Source organism: Haloarcula sp. Atlit-120R (assembly GCF_003665885.1).
GTDB classification, from domain to species: Archaea; Halobacteriota; Halobacteria; order Halobacteriales; family Haloarculaceae; genus Haloarcula; species Haloarcula taiwanensis.
In genome coordinates, this window is the sequence record NZ_QPLN01000008.1 from 37,815 (window position 1) to 56,204 (window position 18,390).

The following is an 18,390-nucleotide window of genomic DNA, read 5'->3' on the forward strand; positions in this document are numbered from 1 at the left end:
TGTAGTCAGGATTCACAGGCGTAGTATGTCCAAACCAGATATCGTTGCCCTCGACGATGCCTCCACGTACGCCTATTCCTCACAAATTCGTATCGAGGGGACGGAACTCGAGATCGGAGATTTGCTCCTGGTGTTCGATCACGACGATGAGCAGGCAGTGAACTTCTTCGAGAGAGTCTACGGATTCAACTGGCCCGGAGTCATCACTCACCAGATCGACGGGCCTGTCCCAGCCGATATTCACGAGTACGAGAACCTTGCAGAGGACCTCGCAAACGGGAAGGTCGCTGTCGCGCCAGAGGCCGCACAGACCAGTTTCTTCGTCGACGACAACACGGTTCGGACGCTCTCACTCTATGAGCACTCCTATCGAGATGGACAGCAGCCGATCTTGATAGACGAGATACGCGATCCGCTGAGCCGGTCACCGTCTGAGCAGACCGTCACTCTCTGCACCGACGGTAGCGATGTCGTCGAGGAACTGTTTGAAACGAGTCCCCCTTCGTCAAAGGACGAGGCTGAGGACGTTCTCGGCTTCTTGGAGGCTGCTGGCTACGACACAGACGGCATCCCTGACATAGAGCAGTTCCAGAGATAGCGGCCTCGTCTTTCAACGATAGTCGGGACTCGCCTTTGGGCCAAAACCGAGCACCCTATAGAAATCTCGGACAGTGGTCGTTACTCAGTGTCGTCGATCAAAACTATCGACTCGTCACTGAGTCCGTCCAAGTCATTCTGGACTGTCCGCATACGGTTCAAGACAGTCTTCGCTTCCGAGAGGAGTTCTTCCGACCGATCTTCGGTCGGGCGTTCGTCAGCGTCAACGGCAGCAGTCACTTCGTCGGTGATTGTCGCGTTCGGGAGCTCCTGACGGAGTTCCTCAGCGACACGCTGCAGATCCGCCCAGACATCGTCATCGGCTCCAGGTGGCTTCGGATCATCTGCTTCATCGATGAGCTGCTGTACTCGCTGGAGCGACGGCGGTCGGGATGAACCGAGTAGGGTCTCCACAGCTTCGGTCGTCGGCGACTCTGAATGCTCTGCACGAAGGGTTTCTCCCGCCGATTCGAGCTGTGCCCACGGACTCGGGTCGCCATCAAGAATTTCGTGGACGTTCTCGTATGTTTTGGCCTCCTGTCGGACGCTGGAAGCGACGATTGCTGCTTCCTCTATTTGGTCGCCATCCCACGCAGTCGCGAACACCTCCTCGAGGCTGTCGAACGAAACGTCACTGAACGTGTCTGTGGCGTCATCGAGCAGCGTTCGAACCGACGATTCGTTCTCCTGCACCCACGTCGTGAGGTCTCCACAGATAGCCGTTGGGTCTGATTTGTCCCCCGCCTCACCAGTGATTCGCCGATACTGATCTGAGAGGACATCGACGCGGTGGCCGGTCGCGTCGGCGATCCGGGTTGTCAGCGTCTCCTTCGTGGGCACGGTGCCACTTTCGGCCGTGGTCTGCATTCGCGACGTGATCGTTGCGCTGGGATACAACGACTCCAGTAACTCCAGCGTCTCCGAAAACTGCGCCCAGAGCGATTTCTCGCCATCATCGACGGCGAACAGTTCACGCGCGTCTGCGAACGTCTCTACATCCGACTGGACGCCATCCTCGACGAGATCTGAGGTGGTGATCTCGCCCCCACTGTACGCCGGCGACAGTGCGCCTTCGAGTGCATCCAGGGAAACATCGAACTCGCGAGAGACGCCCTTGAACGTCCGTTTGACGAGGACGCTGTTTTCGTCGACCCAGGTAGCGAGTTCGTCGACCCATGCGTCCGGGTCGTCGCCGTCCGGTTCGTGACCGAGGACAGTCGACACGACCGTCCGGATTTCCTTCGGATTGATCGTATCGACGCCGAACCGCACCTGCAATGAGGTGAGACCGCTCTTTGTACGCACCTGGCGCCCGATCGCTGCTGGATCGGTGACGTAGTCGGTGTCTTGTTTGAGAGCAACCTTCTCGTTGGACGTCGCGAGCGTGATGAGCAACGCTGCCATCGACTCCTGGGGCGTCCCTCGATAGTCTCCGTTTGCCGTGCGGGTTTGCTGGAGTAACGTCTCAACGTCAACAGCGCTCTGTTGTTCGTATTCGTCGATGAACTCCCGACACCAGCCACTGCTACCGATAGTTCGATTCGACGTGTCCACGCCCAACATGACTGCATCGCTATCGGCGAGCGGCCAATCACCGCTCCCTCTGAAGAACTTCGCTAACCCCTTCGCATCGTCAACCTCGACGAGCGGGCGGGACAGTACCTTCCGCGTCGACCCGAACACGGACTGAACTTGGTCTTCGACGACGTCTTCGAGGACACTCGGGCGCTCTCCACGGTACTCGTGAACCGTATGGACTGATGCATTCTCGAGGAGATCGCTCACCGAAGACTCCAGTCGACGTTTGTCGGTTCGATGTTCTCGTTCGAGTTCCTCGTGTGTCTCCGTCTCTTCGTCGAGGACTTTCCCCATACCGAGGACGTTCCGAATCCTGTCGAGCGTCGTCTCGGGCACCTCGATTGCGATGAGAATGTGTTCGCCACCAGCTCGGCCGTCGTTTACGTCCTTCCACGTGTCGACCTGGTCAGTAACCGTCTCTGGATCGTCGGCCAGTACCCGAATCCGAACGGCATCGAATTCCGTCGTCGGCGCTCGACCAACTGGGTCGAGGATGGAGTACTCGTACCGAAGCGGGACGAGTCGTTCGTCGCCGACGTCCGCTTCGTGAAGGCTACTATCGCTCCGGAAGAAGCCGTCGTTCTCTCTGAGGCGTGTCTCCAGCCACGCAGATAGCTGATGTGGAGAAATCTGCTCAGCTTTGGTCTGGGCGCGACTGAGAATGCTCTCCTGTTCTTCCGAGACCAGCGTGTATACTTCGTCACCTTTGTCGTTCGTTTCAGTGAGCACCTTTCGCTTGTCGACGAGCGTGTTCAGCGCCGATTCGGTCTCTTCGACGCTTTCATCGACAGAGGAGTGGACGTCGTCGAGCATCAGCCGACCCAGGTTCTCCGGCGTTGCTGGAACGGCCGGCGTCTGGTTGAGGAGGTACAGCGCTTTCGATACTCGGACCTCCCAGGCGTTCTCATCGCCGTCGAAGGTCGGGATCAACGTGTTGTCCAGCATCTCCTGCACCCACAGCGGAACATAAGTTGTCTCCTCGACGAGGAGGTCGAACAGTTCGTCCCATGTGACGAGATCCCCTTCTTCGGCTGTTGCCCAGTCGAACTTCGTGAACAGCGACCGAACCAACACGAGCAGCGCTCGTCCCTGAATGTAGTCCCGATCCGTCGCTCTCCCCTGGGTGATCAACTCCTGCATCACCTTTCGGAGCAACGTGAGATCGTACTCGCGGAAGGGATACGACTCGACTGGGTCCGGGTCGGCGCTGCCGACTGGTGAATACGTTTCCAGCGACAGATCGGGCAGCGATGAAACGAGTGACGATACTCGCTCACTGCCCGAACTGTCCTTCTGTAGCCACCGCTTCCGGACGATGATTTCCGTGTCAGCGCCTTCGAGTGGGACCTGCTGGTGTGTCCAGTGATCGTCCGCTGGCTCACCGATCAGACTCTCACGTGTCGCCGGAAGCGAGTACTGGCCAGTCGTAACAACGACCGGATTCGGGCCGTGTTGGAGGGCTTCCATCGTCTCCTCGAACTCACGGTAGCGATGCCGGCTATCGCCGACGAACAGCGCAACCTCGTCGAGTCCAAGGAGCAACTCGGTCCGGGGGCCGCCTTCGTTCAGTGCGTCGGTGACAGTCTTCACTCGCTGTACCAGTTCTTCGGGATCGAACGACTCGGGGTCGACATCGTCCTCCGCTTGCTCGATGGATGCTTTGACGCCAGCTTTACTGTCGAGCTCGGTGCCCGCTGTCTCCGTCAACGACGGAAGTGCTTCGTAGAGCCACCGACGTAGGGATGCCCGCTCCTCGAGAACGTCCTCGAACGTCTGGCCGTCGTGCTCGGCGTCGATGAGCGCGTCCCAGACGCCGTCGTATTCCATATCGACGGTCCAGGCCCACTCGAGCAACCAGTTCGGGTCTGTCGGATAACCGAGTTCGCGACCGATCGCCTCGAAGATAAGGAACGGAAGCGGCGGTTCCTTCGAGGCGTCCCGGTCGAGGAGATTCAGGAAGACCGGTTTGAGACGATCGACGTGTGAGTCGTCGATCGAGCGGGCAAGATTGTCGAATCCGGGCCACTGCTGAGCGAGTTCATCACCTAGATGTGCGAATTCCGATTCACTGTCTGCGACGAGCCCGATGAGTTTCAGGAGGTGGGTTTTCCCTGATCCGAAGGTCGCGTGGAGATAGAGAAAGCGTGCTGCTTCTCCGGGATGGGTTTGGATGACTTCTCCAAGCTCCGTGAGTACACGCTTTGCACTTTCAGTCTCGTGGAACTCTGCGACGTCGGTCTCTGCGCGCTCTCGCGCATTGACCTTCTGGACTTCTTCGAGTTGTCGTGTCGGATCGCTACGGAATAGCTCTTTGATACTCATTGTTGGAGATGCACCTCCCGGATCTGCCCGTCAATCTGATGTGCTGGATAGTAGTGCCGCGAGTCGCCGCCGAAGAAACTCAGCTTTCCGCCGACGACATCGCCGGGGAATGGAATGCCGATGGTAGACCTGACGTTGCGACGGTCGAGTTCGTCGAGAAGCTCGGACGCTCGAGTGAACGGATAGAGGCTCCCGAGGTTGAGAAGCAAGACGACGTGCTGTTGCGTTTCCAGCCGGTCGTCGTCGATCTCGTTCGTGATCATCTCCTCGACGAGCTCCTCTGCCAACCGATCCTGCATCGTCTCTTCAATTCGCTCAGCGGTCGTCTCGCCACCAAGTGCCACCGAGAGATTGTAGACCTTCGTCTTCGGGAGGAGTTCGTCGAGCCAGATCGGCTGGACCGTGACTCCGTTATCTACAACTGGCGGCTCTGTTGCGCCCGTCGCCCATCCACTGAGTCGGTCCGCAACGCGGTGTTCGACTGATGGATCGACCGCTGCGATCACGAATGGATTCCGGATACCGGCTTGCCCATCAGCGAACGTACACAGCTTCTCTTTGAATGCGAGATATGGTGAGTCAGTCATCGTATGATCACCCCCGAATCAGCCTGCTCTACATCCAATTCTCTGCTCTCGACGAGACGTTCGAGGCGCTGATCGATTCCCTGTCGGTCGTCCGGGAGAACTCCGATTTGATCCACGTCGTCGGGTGTCCGGTCGCCAACGATTGCAGAGAGGCGATCGAGTCTGGATTCGAGGACGTTGACGTCATCTTCGGTAGCGTCTGTCCGAGGTTGCACACCAGCGATGTCATCTGCCACCGAGGCCAGCGTATCTTCGTCGTCCGAGTCAAGTGCCGTGACTGCCTCGTCTACGGTTTCGTACCAGCGCCGAAGCTCACGAAGCGGCGTGATGTAGGCCCGCTCGAAGGCGACATGTACACTCGACGGGAGTTCCGTTGCAGGAACGACCCACGGATGTTCCTCCAGCCGCTTCACGAATGAATCGAGTCCGTGCTCATCGACGTACGCGTTCCAAGAGCGTTGAAGTTCACTGCTACAGTCGGTGGCAGTCTCCCCAACCAGAACTTTCCACCCATCGGTCGTCCACCAGCTCCCATCGAACGCATGGAGCGCATCACGCTGCTCCGCAACCAATGACTGCGCCTTCTCATCGATCCATTCGAACTCACGGTCACCGACGGCCAGTTGTGCATCGAAGCGGTAGAGCGACTGGAGCCGTCGGTTCCAGACATCTACAACTTCGTCGAGCCATTCCTGTCCGGCGTTCGTCTGTTCAATCGCATCCCCCAGTCCGTCCCCCTGTGACCTGACGACGGTGAGCCGGTCAGAGGTTGCATCGATACGCTCTGATAACTCTTCGACGAGGCTGTCAAGCAAGCCAGCGACGGCGTCCGAACGGATATCCGTGTCTGCGACCAATTGGACGTCCTCTTGGAGACCAGTGAGCGCCGAACGGAGCTGTGTATTCGCGTTCTGGAGGTTAATCAGTCCATCAGCGACAGTCTCTGTAGTCTCCTTGAATCCCCCCTCTTCGAGCAGTTTCCCAATCGGTTCACGTGGAAGGAGTTTCAGTCTCGTCGTCGATAGCTGGCTCTGATCGAGAACGACTTCGTTTGCGAGGGTGTTCCCGTCTTCGTCGACAGGAACGAGTCGGCCTTCACGACAGAACCCCCAGATGATAGCACACAATGCAGGGCGGGCCTCATCGTAGAACGGCTTCTCGTCGGTAATCCCATCGAGGACCGTGTTCATGTTGAGGCCATCGTCCTTGCCCTTCAGCTGCCGGCCAGTGAGCGACAACACGTTTCGCTGAATGCTTTTCTTTCCTTGACTCGCGGAGGGATCCGAGGAGGGAACCTGTATCGTATGTGCCCACGCTGGGAGTGGATCTTCAGTGGAAAGCTCGGCGAGTTCCTGCAGTCGGTCGTCGGTCACCTGGAGCATCATCGGATGGAAGTCGTCCGGGTATCCGACATCGACGGCAGTTTGCACTGCTTTCGTGAGACTCCCGATGTTCGTTCGATCTTTCACCGTGTAGGAGCCGCTCTGCATCGCGCTGACGAGTTTGCTTCTGACAGCACTAGCCCGCCGGTCGAGATCGCGTTCAACAGCAGGTGGGACGGTGTGTGTCGAAATCGCGTCTCGAAGCGCCCACCATTCGACGATGTGCTTCCGAAGGTCGTCGAGTCCGTCAGTGTCGATCTCCCAGTACAGCGTTTCTTCATCCCCATTGTCTGGCGAATGGGTTGGGTGAACACCCTGCACTGCAATGGAGACTTCTAACCCTCCCTCGGCTTCTCTAGTTGTCTCGAATCCGACTCCGTCGAGACTAAATTCGTATGCGACAGGATATTCATCACCTGATTCACTATACGGAACGGATTCCGGGAGGGAAAGATCCTGCATGATCCGTTCCCAGAGATGCTCGTCCAATGCGTGGAGAATAGCATCCCAGTCTGGGTTCTCCTCGTTTGCCTCGGTATCGTCGTAGATGAGGCGCTCTTCCTGTGTGGCGAACCGATATCTCGCACCGGATTCGTCCTCGGTCGGCCGGATGAACTTCTGGAGCCGACCCAGCGACTCCTCGACTCGGTTTTGCGTACTGATCCACGACCGACCGTTGAGATCGGACATCACGGAGACGGCGATGTTCCCCTCGTTCAGTGGGACGATATCGTGGACGTGCTGCAGCAACAAGACCGCTTTCGCCACGTCGAGGTCGAACTCTTCCAGATTGCCATCCGCGACTTCGTCTGCGATACTTCGCCCCCCTTCATGGGACTCATTCTCTCCAACCTCGTCATCGTCGGGCAGCTCTCCGATAACTCGAACGTCTTTCTCGAGGGTCTCTTCCAGCTCTGGTTTGATCAGTTCATAGAAATCGACCAGCGTAACGACGTGGTCAGGTTCTCCGTCTTCAATCCAACTCTGGAGGAGATTGTGCATGAGCGCGAGAATAGCGCGAGCGGTCCCCGAGAAGATCGATTTTGCTGGATCGGGGGCTTCCTGCCTGAGATTGAACAGTATTTCGAGGAACAGCGGAGCGTGATAGGGGAGGAATGGGTAGAACTCGACGAGCTCGTCGTCGTCGATGCTGTCGAGTGGCGGTTTCGTATTCTGCTTGATTTCGTTGTAAACCAGTGATTCGGTCGGTTTTACCGAGGCCTCGTCGAGCACCTCACGAACTCGGGCTTCCCCTTGATCGGACTTCTCGAACAGACGCCGTTTCGCGATGTCGCCAACGTGTTTACTGGGTAGCTGGTAGCGGTGCGGGAAGCGGTCTTTGACGATACTAAAGTCGGCACCGTGAGCGGCGAACTTCGGCTGGACGTCTTCGATCTTGGCTTGTGCGGTCGCAACGAGCTGGATGTCGCCATCGCCGATATCGTCGATATTCTCCGCGAGCGTCTGGAGTTCAGTCAGGCGCTCGAAGTCCGTCCCGATAAAGAGACTCACTTCGTCGAGAAGCAACACCAACTTCACCGGCTTGCCTAACTCGTCCTCCCGCTCTTCACGCAGTTGATTCAGCCGTGTCACCACTTCCTCTGGATCGATATCCGAAGGTCTGAGGTCCGTGTACCCATCACGGGTTTCGTTGACCTCCTCGAAGAGTTTGGGTAGAACCACATCTGCGAGCGCACTGTAGCTCTGGATATCCTTCCAGAGATTCTCTGAATCCCAGTCGTATCCACCGCTCTCGGCAGTAACGGTTTCAAGCACCTCTTGTGCACGAGTCTGGCGGTCAGGCCATGCTTGCGTCGTCCGGAACCACTTCTCGAAATACGCGACGTCAAGCTGCGAGGAGAGTCCAGTCGAGATCTCATCGTCGACGCCGGTCAAATCGGGGTCCTGATGGGCGTGTCTGAGAACGATCTCGCTGAAACTCCGCTGCTTTTGCCCCTGGTATTTCAGGAGATTGATCGAGACAGGTATGACGTAATATTCCTCGTGGATATTCTGCCAGTGCTCACGCAATTGATCCTCGCTGGCATCTTCTGTTACTTGCGTAAGGTCATCCCAAACCTCGCTATATTGTCCTTCGAGCCAGTCGGTGTCGAGCAGTCCGTCGAGAACGGTCAGAAGATGGCTCTTTCCGCTGCCGTAATAGCCGTAGAGCCAGTAGTTTGACCCGGTACGCATATCGTCCGCCTGTCCGAGCATCCGGTCGACGAAGTCCCGAATAAAGCGTTGAGAGTCCGCAGTTACGTGGTATGACTGGATGGCCCGCTCGCGATGATCGCGTTCATCCCTGTCGATACGGACCGATTCCTCGAAATCGTCTGGAAGGTCTTCAAACCAACTCGCATCGACCATCAACTGTCACCTCTTTCCTGTACCCACGAATATGTTTCTTCACTGGGGCGTAGGTCGAGATCACCGTGAAGTTCGAGATATTCCCAAGCGGTGGTGGTGGCAGCACGGTCGAACAGTTCTTCCCAGCGCTGCTCCGGTTGGAAGAGGTATAGCAATCCTCGAGGGGCTGTAATCCAATCTTCATCGCCGATCTCGAACGAATAGTCCAACGCAACGAGAAGTGGTATAGTTCCTACTGAAGGAGAATCCCCTTTTACTGCTTGTTGTCCCTCGAGAACACCGATTTCACGCATTACGGATCTGATCCCTTCGCACCAACGTTCCGTCGTCGATTCTGCGTAATCGAAGCTGCTACCATCGGAATAGGTGAGGTTGCCGAGGATCGTTGAGAGAGTCTCGTTCGAGAAGTGCAGTGGGTTCGGCTCGCCTCGAGCTACACGGGCACTGTATTCGTGGACGACGTACCGAACCAAGCAATCATCGGAAACAAGATACAGGTAGAGGATCTGTGCCTTGTCTCGAGATGTATCACACTGGTCAAACACTTGGGGGAGAACGCTCGGATTCGGGAGAGCGGTTGGTGCATTTTTGAACCGCGATGTCAGCACCCGGTAGATTTTCTGAGAACTCCCCCGTGTGCTCCGATTCGAGAGGCGCTCGTCGAACCAGATCTCCTTTACATCGTTCCAGTTCCCCTTATCTGCGTAGAGCTGAGCCAATTCCTCAGCCCGATCGACGAGGAGACCGCACATCGTGAGATCCATGTTGACTTCATCTGGCGAAAGTTGTCCAGACAAAGATGAGATAGGAGCGTCACCTCCATCGGATATGAGGGTCATACGTTGGTAGACTAAACCGACCCACTTTATATTTCGTCTATGCCCGATATCCCACCGATGGCCCGCTTATTGCCGATGCTGCGGTCAGATTAGCCTATTTGGATTCGGTGACGATGCCCTAAACGGTCTCCAACTGAGTGGCGAGTTTGTCTGAGGAACTGGGATACACTGAGAAGGTATCATTCATCTAATTACTGTTACCAAGAGTGAAGTAACAGCCTTGTCATCGTACAGGTTGTTCGATGGATTCCACGCTTCTCACAGGTCCCAAACATGCACTTCTGGAAGAGCAGGCGTTCCAGAAAGCCAACACCGTTGCTGGTGATTCGCTCGGTAGCATTCTCTATATCACGCGAAACGATGCTCGACGAGGTCACGTCGAAGACGCGTGGGCAGACACATATCGTCCGCTTCGCCTCCGAGCCGAAACGCTCGATGCAGTCGTCCGTGACTGGTACGAAGCTCTCGACGGCCCAATCGCGAGACTCTCCGGGCAGGTGAACCGTCGTCTCACGGAATTTGCTCTCGACCAGGCGACCAAGAGCGAGGGGAGCATTCTTGCGGGCGAGCCAGCATCTGCGGCACTCGCGGACGCGTTCAGTAGTCGCTTTTCGCTGTTCGATGACGCTGGCGTCTCTACGGCCGAAGAACTCGCAACCGAATTCGAGGGGTCAGAGCTCGACGAACGGATCGCGACGGCGACTGTCGACGCCTATCGTTCCTATGGAGAGCTTCAACGCGACCACGTCGACGAATGGACCGCGACACGTGGTGAGATTTTCCAGGCCGTCGCGACTGCCGACGCTGATTTAGCAGACCTCTCGCCAGAACTTGACGCCGTCATACTCTCCGGCTATCACGAGTTCCGACCCGTTGAACGGGCTGTGATCGAGCGGATCGTCGATACGTTCGACACGATTGCGATTCTCCCGCTCCACCAGCACGGTGACGGGGGCGTCGACAGTGTCACCCTCGATGGACTGGAGTTCTACGAGGAGTTGGGATTCGAGCGGGACGTGGTTGAGCCACAACAGGGTACTGCTGTCGACGTCGCCACAGTCACGAACGCGATGTATCGCCACGACCCCGGTGACGTACCGACGCCAGAGACACTCAGGTGGCGGGAGTTACCGACGCCGGAACGCGAGATTCGATTCGTCGCTCGCGAACTCCGAGCGGAACTCGCTGACGGTCGCGATCCGGACGACCTCGCGGTCGTAATTCCAGGCACCGAGGCGTATGCGGGGTACGTCGACGATGTCTTCGAGACCTATGGCATTGCCCACGTGACGACCGCTGCCTCCCAACTGGATCGGACCTTTGCAGGGAGCGTCATCCACGATCTGCTTCGTCTTGCCGAGCAGGAACCACACGCTGAGGATTTGACATCGCTGCTGGCGAATCCACTCGTCGATTTCCTTTCCCGAGCGCAAGTTGACGCTATCACGGCAGCTGCTCGACGCCGCGACACTGTCGCGCTCGATCCGCTGCTCGACGACATCGACGACGACGCGAGGAGACATATTGAAGACCTCATCTCGTCGCTCGGCACGCTCCGTACTGGTGACCTCGAAACAGCGCTCGACATTTTCCGTCGAGTGCTGGCTGACGACTTCGAGCTCGAATCTGCAGTCGAGAACTATGCTGGCGGGACGACACAGGCGACGGAGCAGCAAGCGTACGCCGTCGTCGACGAGGTTCTCAGTTCATTTGAATCGATGCAAGCTGTTTCCAGTGAGCTCTCCCCACTGGCGTTGCTCACTCGCGCGTTCGATGGCGTTCCGATTCGTGTTCCTCAGGGTGCTGCCAGCGGTCACGTCGAGGTTCTGGGGATGCTCGACGCGCGGATGCGCTCGTTCGAGAACGTCTACGTCGTCGGGCTCACGACGGAACATTTCCCCGTCTCACCGGAACGACCGGCATTTTTCGATGAGATGACCGACGCCCATCCTCGGTTCGACACAGGTGACGAGCGCCTTCGAGGCCGCTATCTCTTCGCAACGCTGCTGGCGAACGTCGATGAAGTCACACTCACAACGCCAGCATCGGGCGATGATGAATCGGCAGTCGTCCGCTCACCGGTACTCGAGGAACTCCAACGAGTAACCGGTATCGAACCAGTAGAGGGTCTTGACGAGCGCATCGGCTCCCGTGAAGACCTCCAGCGTCGCCTCGCCGCTCACTCACGTCGGCGAGTTGCTGTCGATCACGCCGGCGAGCAGGGCGACCTCACACCCGATCAGACGAAACGAACTGACCGGGGGCTCAGCTGTGCCGAGAATCGAAGCGCTCCAGATCTCACATCTCACGATGGCCTTCTCGATGCAGACACCGTCGATGCAGTGTATCCTCCCTCTGAGCGCGAACCCTACAGCGCGAGTCGAATCGAACGGTACGTGGAATGCGGGTTCAAGTTCTACGCGGAGAACGTTCTCGACATCGAGGATCCGGACGACGTCGAAGTGACGCCGACACCTCTCGAGACCGGTAGTTACGTTCATGACGTTCTCGAACGGTTCTATGTGGAGCTTGCGGCGGAGTCGAGCGAGGAACTCGATGTCAGTGCATACGAGAGAGACGAATTGGAAGACCGTCTCCTCGATATCGCACTCGACGAACTGGCGGACGCCGACTTCGAGTACGATGGCCTGTTCTATGAACGCTGGCTCACTGAGTTGTTCGCCGGATTGGGCGACTCAGAAACGAACCCGTACGCGGGCAGTTCGAGACCGCACGAAGCACCCGAGAAAGGGTTGCTCGCGACGTTCATCGAAGAGGAAGTCACGCGAGGCGGCGATACCCGACCGCGCTGGTTCGAAGCCCCATTCGGTGACGGGTTACCTGATTCCGACACTGGACCGTTCGAGGTTGAACATCCTGACGGGTCGACCGTTTCGATCCGTGGGTACATCGACCGCGTCGACGAGGCCGGTACCGACGAACAACCGGAATTAGCGCTGTACGACTACAAGACGGGACGCGCACCGTATATGACCAAGACGACGGGCGGGACGAAGTTCCAGCTCCCGATCTACCTCCTCGCTGCGGAGGCCGTCTTGAGTGAAGACGATCTCGATGACGCTGCGCTATCCGCGACGTACTACCAGGTCCGGCCGCCAAACGACGTCAAAGTCCCACGCGGTGTGGAATCGAAATTCGATTCACAGGCAGCGCTACGTCAGTTCCTAGACGAGGTCGTGCCCGAATGGCTCGGTCAGATCGACGACGCCATCGCGAATGGCCGGTTCCATACGACGCTGTTGTCGAGTCGGGGAGCGAACTGCAGCTACTGTGACTATCGTCGCGCCTGTGACGTCCGCCACCATCGGAAGCGCGAGCGTGTCGACCACGCACGAGGAGACGAGTCAGCGTATGTTCCGTTACGCGTCCAGGACGATGCGGACCTCGAGGCGGTGATGAGCGATGACTGATGAAGACGATGCAATTCAGCTGACCACCGAACAGGAAGACGCACTCGTTCAGGACCGGAACGTGGCCATCACCGCCGGCGCTGGGACCGGCAAAACGACGACACTGACTGAGCGATACGTCACCATTCTCGAAGAGAATCCGTCACTCACCCCTGAGAACATCGTCACGATCACGTTCACGCGAAAGGCCGCGGCGGAGTTGACCGAACGCGTCCGGACGGAAGTCTACGACCGGCTCGCTGCCGAGGATTCGCCTGATGGATACCATCGGTGGCGAGACGTTCTCGACGAACTCGAAGACGGCTACGTCCACACGATACACGCATTCTGTACCCGACTGTTACGAGAACGTGCCGTCGAAGCGCCAGTCCCACTCGGGTTCGACGTTCTCGACGAGGACGGCGCCGCAACCCTCCAGCGAGAAGTCGTCACGGAGTTCCTCGAAGGAAATCAGAGCGACGAGGACGTCGCGCTGCTCGCCCAACTCTGGGGACGAAGCCAACTCGTCGACGTATTGACCGGGTTGCTCGATGAGCGCCCACAGAGCGAGGCCGTCCTCGAACGCTGGCGAAATGCTGACGTCGAGGAGTACGTGGATGTCCTCTGGGAGACTGTCTGTGATCTGGACGCCGATGACGCTCGTGAGACGCTCTACACACACGGCGTGCTGGAAACCCTGCGAGAGCTGGCTGACCGGCTCCCCGCGGGTGCCGACGTTCAGGACGAGGACGGCTTGCGAGCGTATCGGACCTTCGAGGACATCGCGACGACGCTTCCGGAGTCTCCCTCGGAGAGTGATCCCCGCAGGTGCCAGCGCGCGATTCTCGACCTCTACGAGGTGTGTGAGAAGAAGAGCGGTGGACTCTACAGTAGTTCAGGCTACGTCGTTGGGTCTCGGGAGGACTGGCACGAACACGGTGACGTCTACGATGATCTGAAAGACGCTGTCGACGTGGTAATCGGGGCTGTCGAATCCCACGAGGACGCGGTCGACACGACGCCGGGCGAACTCGAGGAGAACAGCGCGCACTACGCGCTGGCGCTGATGCGTGTTTTCGATGAAGTTTTGGAACGCTACGAGGCCGGAAAGGACCGTCGAGATGCGCTCGATTTCCCCGACGTGATCGAGACCACGATTTCGTTCCTCCGTGAGAATGAGGAGGTTCGTCGCCGTCTTCAGGACAAGTTCGAGGCGGTAATGGTCGACGAGTTCCAGGACACGGACGACCGGCAGTGGGAGCTCGTGAAGCACCTCACCGGCGTCGACGAGGAGACGGCGACGAACGTGTTCCTCGTTGGTGACGAGAAACAGAGTATCTACGCCTTCCGCGGCGCTGACGTCACGACGTTCGGTGCAGCACGGGACGAACTGCAGTCTGTAAACAGCAGTCTCGGGCTGGACGAGGTTCCCGACAGCGAAGTCGAGAGCCCGACCTCCCTCGAACTCTCGGGTAATTTCCGGACGCTTGAGGGCCCTCTCATGTTCTTGAACAGACTCTTTGATCAGTTGTTCCAGCCCGAAGACGAAGAACATGCGCCGTTCGAAGCGCCGCCACAACCGCTCACGGCGAGACGAGACCGAGTCGAAGACATCGAGGGACTCGACGGCAGTATCGAATATCTCGTCGTCCCTGACGATGCAGAGACGGCGGCGACGCTCTTCGGTGACGACCACCCAGTCGCTGAGGGAGCGTTGGACCATACAATCGAAGCAGAGGCACAGGCACTCGCAGCCCGACTGACGACCCTCTTTGACGACCCACCGCTCGTTCAGGACACGGATACTGGTGAGCACCGTTCCGCGACCCCTGACGACGTGGCAATCTTGCTCCGTCGGCGAACGCACCTTGACCGGTACCAGCGAGCCCTCGAAGAGTACGACATCCCGTATACGGTCATCGGCGGTGTCGGGTTCTACGATACGCCCGAGGTGCAGGCGCTCACGAATCTCCTCCGGGTACTCGGTGATCCGACGGACGACATCTCTCTGTACGGTGTGCTCCGATCACCCCTGTTTGGGTTTACCGACGACCGGCTCGCCCCCGCAGTCGCACGTGCAGACTCGATCTGGACGGCCTTGGAAACGTCCGATGATCCACAGCTTACGGACGCGTTCGAGTTGCTATCGAGCTGGCGTACGCTGAGTGGGTGTGCGGAGCCGGGAGAAGAGGGCGTCCTTTCGTGGAATCGCGTCCTCACGCGCGTGATCGACGATACCGGGTACCTGACGAGTGTCAGTGCCGACGAACGCGGCCAGCAGGCAGTTGCGAACGTCGAGAAGTTCCGTGATCAGGTCCGAACTTGGAGCGAAAACGGTGTCCACACGGCTGCTGGGTTGCTACATCGGATCGACCGGCAAGCAGAAATCGATCCACGTGAGGGTGAAGCGGACATTCCTGGCGATGCCGAGGGCGTTCGAATCATGACGATTCACTCCTCGAAGGGACTGGAGTTCCCGATCGTTACAATCCCGGATATCGGAAGCAGTCTGAACTTCGGGCGAAGCGTCGACGACTACGGCTACGTCCGACTGGTGGAGGGAACTACAGATGCGCCACCGCTTCCCGCTGTCGGCGGTCCGCATCCCAGAGACGCCTTCTCGATCGAGAAGACTGCCGTCCACGAATACGCAGATCGTCTCTCACTTCCACAGGAACGAGCGGAGGCGAAACGCCTCCTCTACGTCGCTTGCACCAGGACTCGCGACCATCTCCTCCTGTGTGGAACGCACGACATCGAGCGTAGCGAGTCTGGAGACATTGAACTCGGCGAGCCGGCGGCATTCGATGAGGCTGACCGCTGGCGTGACTGGCTTCAGCCCCATCTCCTCGAAGATGGCGAACTCCTAAGCCAAGCTGTCCAGAACGGCGACACTCAAGGTCAGCTCGGTGATGCAGGCTATACCATCCGAACACCATCCCAACCGACGGACTGGGCATCCGACGAAGACGTCGACGAGACGATGCCGGAAATCTCGATTCCGTCACCCCCCGAACGCGACACTGGGGTCCGAGTGACAGCGACGACGCTCGTGAACGAAGTGGCCGAACGCTCCGGTGACGGACACACCTACGCAGCGGGTGAAGAATCACCAGGCCTCAGCCCGACCACGTTCGGAACTGTCGTCCATAGACTGAACGAGCTTCGCCCGCCGAGAGACGAGTGGGAATCGTTCGTCGAACGAGTGAGTCAGATGGCCGGTGAAGAACCGACAGCGGACGACATCCACGCAGCAATCGACCACGCAGACGACGCGATTCGGTTCGTCGACGATCTCGAGGCATCGGTTACTGTCGAAGCAGTCCACGATGAGTACTCGGTGATGGCACGTCTGGACGGATCGAGAATCGTCGGCGATATCGACCGCCTGCTCGTCACGCCAGACCGGTATCACATCATCGATTACAAGACCAACGACCTTTCAGCAACGACATCGAGGAATCTGGCGACACATTACCGGCCACAGATGCTCTCGTACGCGCTTGCGCTCTTCCAGCACGATCCGAGCCGGCGTGTTCAAGCCTCGCTCAGATTCACCGACGCCGGCGTTGAGGAACGGTTCGAGTGGGAGGCAGACGAATTGGAAGACGTCAAATCCGAGCTACGTGAGATGGTCGATCTGATGATGTAGCCGATTGGCTGAGAGTAGAGTCCACGTCTTCATCTCTCAGTCGGATTCTATTTCGAAGGCTGTCTCAAGCAAATCGGTTAATTCTTGAAGCGCCGGGACGACGGATTCATCGACTTGAACCGTGACCCGATCGGTTTCCTTGGGATGTTTCTTCCCCAGAGAGAGGACGACGTCCCCATCTGGAGAGAGCGATGCTGAAAGCCACGCCGTTACTCGGGGAGATCCTGCTAGCCAGGCGGTGGTGAGGTCGTGCCAGGGGTGTTCGCGCTCTGCCTCCGATGGACTTTCTTGACCGAACGCTTTCGGCTGGAGTGTCTCTACAAAAGACCGTAATTCCGCACAATCGCTCTGTTCGAGCTGGACCGTGACTCGATGCGTATCTGCGTTCCATCCCCAGTCCTTCTTTCCGAGTTGGAAAGTGAGATTCCCTGTTGGTGAGCGAGAAATCGTCACCCACGCCCGTCCCTTCTTACGAATCCGGCGCTGTGCGACGGTTACCCACTCTCCGGACTTGTCGAATGAGGCCCAGAACTCACCAGGGATCGGGACTTCCATAGACACAGAGACCGACTTCTCCTGCCAGAGCCATCTCGTCACGTCGGGATAGCCTTCGGTTCCAGTCCTACTCGGGAACGCATAGGGCCAGACGGTCAGCATTCCGGACAGATCTACGTCGTACTCGGTGAAGTCAGCTTCATCGAGCCATGCGACACTGTACTCCCGGTCGAGATAATGCTCCGTGACCGCCTCGATATCCTTTCCGTGATTTCGATACTGAGCCTCCACAGCAATTCCCTTCCCATACGGATGACAGGGCTCGTTGAAGGTCACCAATACGTCAGCAATTCGGTCACCGACGCCCGATTCCAACTCTACTGTGGCGTCGGGGAAATCGTGTTCGAGACGAGCATAGGCGATTGACTTCATCTTCAGATGCTCATCTGACTCACCAGGGCACTCGCCGGTCGTGGCGAGATCATCGAACGTGACCTGCCCTGATTTTGTAGAGATCTCAGACCTCTGTTCCTGTTCGTGGTGACGAAAATGCCGAGAAATGAAGGCGTTGCCCCGTTCGTGTGATTTCACTACGGCCATCGGTTGTTCGCAGACAGGGCAGGAGACGGTCTCTCCATCGTCTACTTGTGGAGGAATGACTCGAGTGTCGTCGAGGAGGGCTAAGTAGGGCATCAGACTCGTTTTAGGGAATAGATTACTTGGCAGACGTAAAGACAGTTTCTGCGACATGCGCCGCGATGGTATCACCCGCGATCGGTCGCAACGTACTATCTTCCAGCACCGGTTGAGCCGTAGATCTATATGCAGGAGTCGACTTTTACACTTCGATGACGGGGGGTGCGGCACGTGTGGGGAAGATTTCGGTAGAGGACTGCGGGAGATGTGCGAGTTACACATCGATGACGGGGGGTGTGGCTGACAGATTATTTGGACGACAATATCACAGCAGTATCCAAATCCAGCCGAACCGCTCGCTGTTACACTTCGAACACGGGGGGAGAACCACAGCAATGTACTTCGTCACCGGTATTGAGCCGAGATAGCCCAGAATGCCGAATATGAGGAGTAGCCCAAATGACGCCGAGAGATATACATCGACGGAGGTTAATCTTTTTAATACCTCCGTCACACAGCAGA

General features: G+C 57.9%; 8 protein-coding genes. 3 read left to right on the top strand and 5 right to left on the bottom strand.

Going from position 1 to position 18,390, the window contains the following annotated elements:
- Window positions 1–25 precede the first annotated feature (25 nt).
- Entirely contained in the window at window positions 26–598 is a 573-nt protein-coding gene (locus DVK01_RS19335) for a hypothetical protein (protein WP_121538345.1), read from the top strand.
- A gap of 80 nt (window positions 599–678) precedes the next feature.
- Here DVK01_RS19335 and DVK01_RS19340 read toward each other — a convergent pair whose 3' ends face one another.
- Genes DVK01_RS19340 through DVK01_RS19355 form a run of 4 tightly spaced genes read right to left on the bottom strand, consistent with a single transcriptional unit; the run spans window position 679 to window position 9,675 of the window.
- Complete coding sequence (locus DVK01_RS19340) at window positions 679–4,497, bottom strand: hypothetical protein (protein WP_121538347.1); 3,819 nt, start codon at window positions 4,495–4,497, stop codon at window positions 679–681.
- Window positions 4,494–5,084, bottom strand: a complete 591-nt coding sequence (locus DVK01_RS19345) for a BREX protein BrxB domain-containing protein (protein WP_121538349.1) — start codon at window positions 5,082–5,084, stop codon at window positions 4,494–4,496. The genes DVK01_RS19340 and DVK01_RS19345 overlap by 4 nt, the downstream gene beginning before the upstream one ends.
- A complete protein-coding gene (locus tag DVK01_RS19350) occupies window positions 5,081–8,836 on the bottom strand; it encodes a hypothetical protein (RefSeq protein WP_121538351.1) in 3,756 nt (1,251 codons plus the stop codon). Before DVK01_RS19350 ends, DVK01_RS19345 begins: the two co-directional genes overlap by 4 nt.
- On the bottom strand, window positions 8,836–9,675 hold the full coding sequence (locus DVK01_RS19355; protein ID WP_121538353.1) for a BrxA family protein: 840 nt from the start codon (window positions 9,673–9,675) through the stop codon (window positions 8,836–8,838). Before DVK01_RS19355 ends, DVK01_RS19350 begins: the two co-directional genes overlap by 1 nt.
- Before the next feature lie 242 nt (window positions 9,676–9,917).
- Between DVK01_RS19355 and DVK01_RS19360 the strand changes: the two genes are divergently transcribed.
- Both DVK01_RS19360 and DVK01_RS19365 read left to right on the top strand, forming a co-directional pair.
- Window positions 9,918–13,106 carry a PD-(D/E)XK nuclease family protein gene (locus tag DVK01_RS19360; RefSeq protein ID WP_121538355.1) on the top strand — a complete coding sequence of 1,063 codons (3,189 nt, stop codon included), beginning with the start codon at window positions 9,918–9,920 and terminating at the stop codon, window positions 13,104–13,106.
- Window positions 13,099–16,737, top strand: coding sequence for an exodeoxyribonuclease V subunit beta (locus tag DVK01_RS19365; RefSeq protein WP_121538357.1), 3,639 nt, complete (start codon window positions 13,099–13,101; stop codon window positions 16,735–16,737). The genes DVK01_RS19360 and DVK01_RS19365 overlap by 8 nt, the downstream gene beginning before the upstream one ends.
- A gap of 36 nt (window positions 16,738–16,773) precedes the next feature.
- On the opposite strand, the gene DVK01_RS19370 is transcribed toward DVK01_RS19365, so the two are convergent.
- Window positions 16,774–17,925, bottom strand: coding sequence for a hypothetical protein (locus DVK01_RS19370; RefSeq protein ID WP_233562816.1), 1,152 nt, complete (start codon window positions 17,923–17,925; stop codon window positions 16,774–16,776).
- Between the last annotated feature and the right edge of the window lie 465 nt (window positions 17,926–18,390).

What these genes read in the sequence shown, in the direction of transcription:
- DVK01_RS19335 (WP_121538345.1), top strand. Translation starts at nt 26, where the DNA reads ATGTCCAAACCAGATATCGTTGCCCTCGACGATGCCTCCACGTACGCC.
- DVK01_RS19340 (WP_121538347.1), bottom strand. Translation starts at nt 4,497, where the DNA reads ATGAGTATCAAAGAGCTATTCCGTAGCGATCCGACACGACAACTCGAA.
- DVK01_RS19345 (WP_121538349.1), bottom strand. Translation starts at nt 5,084, where the DNA reads ATGACTGACTCACCATATCTCGCATTCAAAGAGAAGCTGTGTACGTTC.
- DVK01_RS19350 (WP_121538351.1), bottom strand. Translation starts at nt 8,836, where the DNA reads ATGGTCGATGCGAGTTGGTTTGAAGACCTTCCAGACGATTTCGAGGAA.
- DVK01_RS19355 (WP_121538353.1), bottom strand. Translation starts at nt 9,675, where the DNA reads ATGACCCTCATATCCGATGGAGGTGACGCTCCTATCTCATCTTTGTCT.
- DVK01_RS19360 (WP_121538355.1), top strand. Translation starts at nt 9,918, where the DNA reads ATGGATTCCACGCTTCTCACAGGTCCCAAACATGCACTTCTGGAAGAG.
- DVK01_RS19365 (WP_121538357.1), top strand. Translation starts at nt 13,099, where the DNA reads ATGACTGATGAAGACGATGCAATTCAGCTGACCACCGAACAGGAAGAC.
- DVK01_RS19370 (WP_233562816.1), bottom strand. Translation starts at nt 17,925, where the DNA reads ATGCCCTACTTAGCCCTCCTCGACGACACTCGAGTCATTCCTCCACAA.